This window comes from Ruegeria marisflavi (assembly GCF_025673445.1).
Classification (GTDB): Bacteria; Pseudomonadota; Alphaproteobacteria; order Rhodobacterales; family Rhodobacteraceae; genus Ruegeria_B; species Ruegeria_B marisflavi.
In genome coordinates this window covers 165,402-173,596 of sequence record NZ_JAOVQN010000007.1, presented here as the reverse complement: position 1 = coordinate 173,596, position 8,195 = coordinate 165,402, and the positions used below count along the sequence as shown (strand labels likewise).

Here is an 8,195-nt window from a genome sequence, read left to right as displayed (position 1 = left end):
AGCGTGGACAGCGTGACCCTGACGAGCGCGGGTGCCGCGGCGGATGCCGGGGTGAATGGCGGCGTGCCCTATGCCATCGTGGCCTCGAACGCGCTGGGCACTGGGCTTGAGAACTACGCGATCTCCTATGTCGATGGGGCGCTGACGGTGACACCTGCGCCGCTGGTGGTGACGGCTCTAGACCAGACCAAGCTTCAAGGTGAGGAATTCGTTTTCCAGGGAAACGAGGTCTCGGTATCCGGATTAATCGTCGAAGGAGACACTGTGAATACCGTTCAGTTGGTTAGTGCGGGTAGCCCAACTGGCGCGTTGGCTGTGGATGGCCCGTTTGCGATTGTAGCCTCCTCGGCCGTAGGAACGGGTCTAGAGAATTACGATATCAACTATGTCGATGGTTCGATGACCGTGCAAGCTCCGGCTGATACCATACCGCGCCCGCCAACAGTGGGTGACATTGGCCTGCCCAATCCGACGGACGACATCCGGGTTTTGTTCACTGAAAGCAGCACATTTGGTGGTGGCACAAGTGCGATCGGGCTTACCAAAGAGAAGGCGCTGAAAACGCTGGGAGATGTCCGTGTTCTCTCGGACCAAATGGTGATTGCCGCCGAAAGCTGCCAGCAGGGTAGCAGCGACGTCAGCCGTTACCTTGCTTGTTTGTCGGATGCCCTGAACAGTTTCGCCGGTGAGCTTGACGAGATCACGGCGGATCTGCCTCCAGGTATGGAAAACGTAGCAGACATCATCCGCAATGCGCGGTCCGACATTGACCGGAGCCGCCAACGAGCGGAACGGCGCCTCGCGACGGCGACAACAGATTCCGAGCGTGAGGCTATCCGCCGTGAAGCACTGGCCGAGGCCAGAACTGCGCTGGACAATGCCGCGGGTGAAATCCGCAAGGCGATCGCGCTGGTCCGGGTCGAGGATCCCGAGTTGGCTGGTATTCAACGTGCGACGATCACTACCGTGGCCGGCTCCCTCGAAACGGTTGGTATTCAGCTTTCGCGGGTTTCGGACCTGTGATGGGGAAACGATGCGAACCCTGATTGCGGCATTCGCCGGTCTGCTGTTCTTGATGACGTCCGGTCTTTGGGCCGAGACGAGGGTTGCCTTTGTTCTGGGCAATTCGTCGTACCGCCATATCGAACCGCTGAAGAACCCCAGGAACGACGCGCTTGATTTGACCGTGGCGCTTGAGGGGCTGGGTTTTGACGTGCTCATGGGCGGCGACTACAGCCAGGCGGAGACACGAGAAGCGATAGAAGATTTCAGCGAGGCGGCGGAAACGGCCGATGTCGCCTTGTTTTTCTACGCCGGGCATGGGTTTCAGATAAACGGGCAGAATTATCTGGTGCCGACCGATGCGCGGATCTCTTCACCCGATGATCTGCAAAACCAGACCGTGCCATTGGCGCGTGTCGTCGAAGCGCTTGAAAGATCCAAAGGTCTGAAACTCGTTTTTCTGGACGCCTGCCGGGACAATCCGTTCGGTATGGCCGGGGCCAAGTTACCCGAAGTAGGTAGCGGCCTTGCCCGGGTGGGAACTTCTGCCAATTTCATGTTCGCCTATGCGACCCAACCCGACAACGTGGCTTATGACGGCACGGGGCGGAACAGCTTTTTCACAGAAGCGCTGCTCAACCATATTTACACGCCAGGACAGGATGTGTCCGAGTTGATGATCGCCGTCCGGCGCGATGTTCTGGCCGCGACCGGAGGCCGCCAGATCCCCTGGGACAATTCCTCGCTTACGCGCGCGTTCCAGTTCGACCGCAACCCGGTGACCGTGTCCGAGGAAACTATGCTCTGGCAGGTCGCGATTGAAGCGAAGAATGATGAGTTGATGCAGCTCTACATTGATCGCTACCCTCAAGGCCCCCATGCCGAAGACGTTCTGGCCTATCTGCAAACCGGCACGCGGACCCGTGCGTTAGAGTTTCGCGACGATAAAGCAGAGGCCGAGCGTCTTTGGACCTTGGCCAGACGGAGCAGAATGCGGCCATTGCTGGAGTTTTATCTGGAACGCTTTCCCGAAGGCGAGCGCGCACCCGAGGCCCGGCGGCTGCTCGAGTTGCTGCCAAATGCCGAGGACAGCACGCCCGAGGCGATATGCGAGAGATTGGCGACACATCCCCGTGATGCGACCGCATCGGTTCCCGGCGTTCCATTCGACCGTCTGGCCCAGAACACCCTAGCCGCGATACAAGCCTGCTCTGCCGCATCTGTTCAGTCGCCCGACCTGCCTCATTACACCGCGCTTCTGGCACGTGCGACAGCCGCTTCTGGGGATTTGCGGCGGGCGGTGCAGCTATATCGCAGTGCTGCCGAACGTGGGGACTTGCGAGCGATGGTAAGCCTCGCGCAGCTCACTGAAAGCGGGAATGGCATCCTGCAGGACACGGAGGCTGCTTTTGCCTTGTACGAGCGTGCGGCCGAAGCGGGCAGCTCGGATGCGATGATCAATCTGGCGGTATCCCTGTTCCAGGGGGACCGAGGCGAGAAAGATGTTGATCGGGCCATTTCCCTTTTGCGCAGGGCCGCCGAGGTTGGATCGGCGAAAGCCGTGTTCAACCTTGGGGTTCTGGCCCAGGACGGAATGATCGATACGCCGGATTTGGCTTTGGACTATTTCTTGCGGGCGGCCCGTGATGGCGAACACGAAGGCTATCGCGCGGCGGCGATCCTGTTGGATGAGGGCCGTGGAGTGTCTCGGGATTTTGGCCAGGCTGCCAATATGCTGTTGCGGGGCGTAGCCGAAGATCGGGGAACGCTTCTGCAACAATTGACGACTGCCACGAACGAATGGTCGCCGGATACCGTTAAGGCAATCCAGCAAAGGTTGCAGGCCGCCGGGTACTACGCCGGGGCTGTAGATGGGCTGCCGGGACCCAATTTTGCGACCGCCCTGTCACGTTGGCGCAATGGGGGCTTCAAAGCCGAAGTTCTGGTCGCAAACTAGCTAGACGGATTAACAGGCCTCGCAGGTCATTGTTCTGACTACAAGCTATGGAGTTGTGACAACAGCGCGCGGATCACAAAGACTGGCGTTGAAGCGGATCCTTACACCCGGTAGTTGACTTGTTGTTCTCGAATGCGCGGCAGGTGTTAGACCAGTACCTGGCGGAACTTTGTGGGAGAAACTGACTGCAAAATAGTTTGGAATTTGTTAACGTTATCCTGATCACAAGTTGCCGAGTTGAGCCGATTTCCGAGAAGTCGATCGATCTGGCGCAATACTGCTGGGTTTCACGATTTACCAGGGGAGCTAACTTCGATGACAAAAGGCAATTCCGATCATGACATTCTACATCCTATGGATTGTGCAGAATGGCACCTGTGGTCCCTGCGCATCTCCAAGATTATTGCGCGTGCCTGGACCGACAAGTCTTTCAAGGCGCAACTGATTGCTGAGCCCGCAAGAGCGTTGAAAGATGCAGGATTGGCGGTGCCGGAAGGTGCCGAAGTCGTCGTGGAGGACGGCGCGACCCAATGGTCAATAGGCGGGTCGGCCTTGAACCGTGTCGACCGGCTGGTGCTGCCGCTGCCTCCAAAGCCAAAGATCGACTCTGTTCTGAAGGCATGGGCAAACGGTGAAACCGGTCATCCTCCGATCTTGGCGAGCGAGGGCGAAGTGGCCTTCTCAGGGGTTCCCGCCATTGAGGACAGCGCAGCGCGCCGCGTCGCCGAGGCACGTCGCGTCGGCGATGCTCGACGCGTGGGCGAAGCACGGCGTGTTGCCGAAGGGCGGCGTGTTGCCGAAGACGAAGGATCAATGGCCGCTGGTTCTGCGGCGCGAAGGGTGGGTGCGGCCAGACGTATTGTTGATGAGGCTGATTTCGAAGCCTCAGACGCTGTCGCGCGGCGCATGGCCGAAGGTCGCCGCGTTCTTGATGACTGGGACGAAGGAACGGCAGATGCCGAAGCCCGCCGCGTCGTGGAAGGGCGGCGGGTGGTCGAACCCGGGGCTCCGGAGAGTGACAGTGCGGCGCGTCGCGTGTCCGAAGATCTGACTCCATCCGACGGCCGTCGTGTAGCCGATGAACCGCCGGCCGAGGATTCGCCCGCGAAGCCCGCCGCCTCTGAGGCCCGCCGCACAGCTGAAGGGCGCAGAGTGGCCAAGGATCAGCCTGCGTCTAAACCGACAGCGAAAAAAGGCACAAGGAAACCCGGCAAAAAGTAAGTCTTGAAGGTTTCAAGTATGGATCTGAGACATTGAACGCGAGGCTCGGTGTACACGTCATTTGATGTGATCGGAGGATGAAAAGAAGTCGAACAGGATCAAGAAGCATTGAAATCCAGCCCAATATCGGTCCCGATCCGGCCGCTCTGTCCCACCTTCATTCTCGACCAACACAAAGCCGGGCGATCGGCTGGGTATTTTCAGGCGCTTGTCATAGACGTCGACACGTCCGGCTTTACCCAGGTTACCGACGCGCTGAGTGTGCATGGCCCGCAGGGTGCGGAAATCCTGGCCAGCATCATCCGCGCCATTTTCGAACCGATGACGTCCTGCGTGTATGAATATGGCGGATTTGTCGCCCATTACACCGGGGACGGGTTTCTGGCCGCCTTTCCGGAAACTGCTGGACTGGGGTCCACCATCAATCGCGGCCTTGCCGCCGGATGGGAGATGCGCCAGACCATCCGTTCCCGGCATACCTACCAAACCCGTTTTGGCACATTCACAATCAACGCTCGAATCGGCATAGCCGATGGTCGAATAAACTGGCGCATATTGCGAGACGCCTCAGGCCATAGGCATATTTATTACTTCGACGGCACCCCGATCGTAGATGCCGCCAAGGTTCGGCAGATGGTCGGGCCGGGCGAGTTGATTGCGACTTCGGCCACTGCGGCGCGGTTCTCGGCGGCGACAGTAACCAAAAGCCTTCAGGGCGGGGAAGCGCGGATTGTAGAAGATGCCGAAAACCTTGTGGCACCATTTCAATTGTCCCCTGTACCGGAAACCAGTGATCGGCTTGTAACCGATTTCTATCCCGATGTAGTAGCAACCGCGGAAGGATATGGGCAGTTTCGCTGGACAGCGACATTATTTGTGCATCTGGACCGTCCGAAACAAGAGTTGGACGCGTTCGTTGCCAACCTTTTCGAGGCTCATGATCTGTTCGGCGGTTTCATCAATGGCATTACGGATGGTGACAAAGGATGCACCGCGCTGATCTTTTGGGGGGCACCGATCGCGACAGAAGATGATGTCGGGCGTGCCATCGAGTTTGCCGTTCACGTGTTGGAGAAACTAGGTACGTCTGTCAGCGCCGGATTAACCTATGGCCTTTCACATGCGGGATTCTCCGGTTCGCGACGCCACGAGGTCTATACCTGCGCCAGTCGCCACGTAAATCTCGCGGCCCGGCTGGCTTCCCGGGCTGCGCCTGGGCAGATTCTACTGGATAGTTCCACTCGGGATCACGCTCTTGGGCGTTTTCATTTCGAGTTTGTCGGTAATCTGGAGCTGAAGGGGTTCTCTGATCCTCAGCCTGTTTATGCACTGGGTGCAAGGCGCGACGTCCATGCGCAGGTGACCACTTCAGGCGATATCGTCGAACGAGGCGCACAAATCAAGGAACTCCTGGATGCTGTCCAGGCTATTCTGCAATCTGGCGGGGGTGGAGCCGCGGTTGTGACCGGGGGGGCAGGATCGGGCAAAAGTACCCTGCTTTCAGTCGTGCATCAACGATTGAAGGAGAAAAATACTGCTCAGGAAATGTCTGCGGTCGTCATTAGCCTGATACCAGAAACCGTCCTGGAAAGACCACTGGGTCCTTTCCAGCGAACTTTGGAAGATGTTTTCAAGCTGAGCGCACTGCGAGATGAGGAGCATAGGCGGTCCACCTTCCTAGCCGAATTCGAGAGTCTTTGTGATCAAACCTCCGATTCTGCACTGCGTGAAGAGCTGGCGTTCACTAGATCATTTATCGCGGCGCTGCTGAATGTGCATTGGGCAGGTTCAACATATGCGCAAGTCGGACCTGAGCTGCGGTACCGAAATACCTTTCGTGGGATAATTGCATCGCTGCGCGCCTTGGCCGGGCGCAATCCGTTGGTATTGATTGCAGAAAATGTGGGCACTTTCGACACCGCATCCAAGGAGATGCTCGACCTGGTTTCCAGCCAGTCTGGCTTTCCGGTTGCTTTGCTCGCCAGTTGCCGGCTTGACGACAACGGTAACGTCCCTGATGTGCCATTTGGGTCCGCAAGCATTCGCGCTATGATCCGGCTGGACAGCCTGAGCCCAAGCGGTGTTCGTCAGATCGCTGAGCGGGCGTTGGGGAGCCCTGTGTCCCAGAGGTTGGTCGAGTATCTGCGAGACAAGAGCGCCGGGAATCCTCTCTACCTCGAGCAGTTGATTCTGACGTTGAGCTCCTCAGGCGGCTTCTTGTATCGGGGCAAGGGGTTGAACGCGCGCGTCGAACTGGCGCCAGACGCCGTGGCACATCTACCCCAGGGGTTGAGCGGTATTCTCATGGCGCGGATAGACCGATTGCCCGGGCGGCTGAAATCTGTGATCCAAGTTGCTGCCGTTTTAGGGGATGAATTCGGCGCGCCTCTATTGCGGGAAATGCTCAACGATGACCGGATGATCGCTGACGCCTTGGAAGAGGGGCAGGCGCAACAGATTTGGACGGAACGCTCACCTGGTCACTATCGTTTCCGACATGCGATGCTACGCAACGCGATTTATGACATGCAACTGGTTGTGGTGCGAAGAAACCTGCATCGCCAGGCCGCACAGACATTAGAGAGCTTGTCTGGGGAGGGTGACCTCGACCGGATGGAGGCCCTGGCCTATCACTTTGAACAGGGGGAAATGCCGGAAGAGGCGCAGCACTACCTTCGGAAAGCCGGTGACATGGCGCATCAAAGGCTGGATGCTCCAAGAGCGATCTATCTTTATCGGCGTCTCTTGAAATACAGCATAGAGCTGGACCTGCAAGTTTCCATCAGTGCGCGCCTGGGAGCGTTACTGGCTCTGACAGGGGATTGGGAAGAGGCCGTCCAAGTGCTGGAACACGGCCTTTCCGGCATTCTCGCGGCCGAAGACCCTAGGCAAGAAATCGACATGCTGATCGTTCTTGGTGATGTTCTGCGCCAATCGGGGGATGTTGCCAGGGCACGGGAACGACTGGAATTGGCTTGGGCCATCGCGCGCCGCGCAGATGATCAGGAGATGGTCGGCAAATCTCTCAGCATGCTTGCGGGAACTTACAAGTACTCCGGAGATTATTACCACGCGCAGGAATTCTATCGGCAATCCCTCGCGGTCGGTGAGCGGCTTGAAGACCAGAACCTGATTGCAATTTCGTTGGCCGGTATTGCTTCGGCTCACGGGCTCTTGGGCTCTTACAGACAAGCGATCGAAAACAACCGACGCGCTATCCCTATACTCGAGCAGCTCGGCAACAAACAGGAACTGGCCTATCCCATCGGAAACCTCGGGATAGACCTGTTCACTGTTGGAGAATACGACGAGGCGCTTGAAGTGCTGGAACGGGCGCTCAAGGTGTCCAATTCAATCGGGGATCGGCCGGGGGTCTGGTTTGCCAATCATTTCATAGGTCGCGTTCATCACGAGTGCGGGAAACTGGGTCTCGCCATCAAAGCCTATGAGCAGGCCATGCGAGAGCGACGGGTGCTGGGCGGAGATGCCATTCCCTATGAGACATTGCCGCATTTTGCTGCTGCTAAGGCGTCCTTGGGCGCGGACGCCGAGGCCATTGACGCTCTTTCCGCGCATCTGGACATGTTGCAAGGCGGCGAAGCCGACCATGAACACGGACTCACGTATCTGGGAGTTGCGAAGCTTTTGAGAAAGAGATCCAGCTTGACAGCCGAAGCCCGATCCAAACTGGATCAACTGTCGCGTCGCGGACTTGGAACCACCGGATTGGTGTGGCTACGCAAGGCGGACCAAAGCGCACGGGCCGGGCGTGCCATGGGACTTGGCTCCAGAATTCGGGTCTTGGTCGAATGTGCGTCGCAATGGATTGAGCCAGGGGAAGACCAACGGATGGCTATAGGTTGCCTTGCCGCCGCGCATCAGCTTGCCTCTGACTACTCTCTTGCCGGAGAGCGCAGATTCGTCTTGACCGCGGTGCGGGACATGGGGTTGGACATTGAAGCATTGAAGCGCGTGCCAGCGCTGCTATTACCATTCGCCAAGGATTGAAATAAAA

General features: G+C 58.0%; 4 protein-coding genes. All 4 read left to right on the top strand.

Annotated elements, in window-relative coordinates:
• On the top strand, nucleotides 1–1,023 hold a 1,023-nt coding region (locus tag OEZ49_RS09200), incomplete at its 5' end, for an MBG domain-containing protein (protein ID WP_317853164.1).
• Nucleotides 1,024–1,033: 10 nt separating this feature from the next.
• Entirely contained in the window at nucleotides 1,034–2,959 is a 1,926-nt protein-coding gene (locus tag OEZ49_RS09195) for a caspase family protein (protein WP_263388023.1), read from the top strand.
• 315 nt (nucleotides 2,960–3,274) lie between these two features.
• Nucleotides 3,275–4,180 carry a hypothetical protein gene (locus OEZ49_RS09190; RefSeq protein WP_263388022.1) on the top strand — a complete coding sequence of 302 codons (906 nt, stop codon included), beginning with the start codon at nucleotides 3,275–3,277 and terminating at the stop codon, nucleotides 4,178–4,180.
• Nucleotides 4,181–4,288: 108 nt separating this feature from the next.
• On the top strand, nucleotides 4,289–8,188 hold the full coding sequence (locus OEZ49_RS09185; RefSeq protein ID WP_263388021.1) for a tetratricopeptide repeat protein: 3,900 nt from the start codon (nucleotides 4,289–4,291) through the stop codon (nucleotides 8,186–8,188).
• Nucleotides 8,189–8,195: the final 7 nt, after the last annotated feature.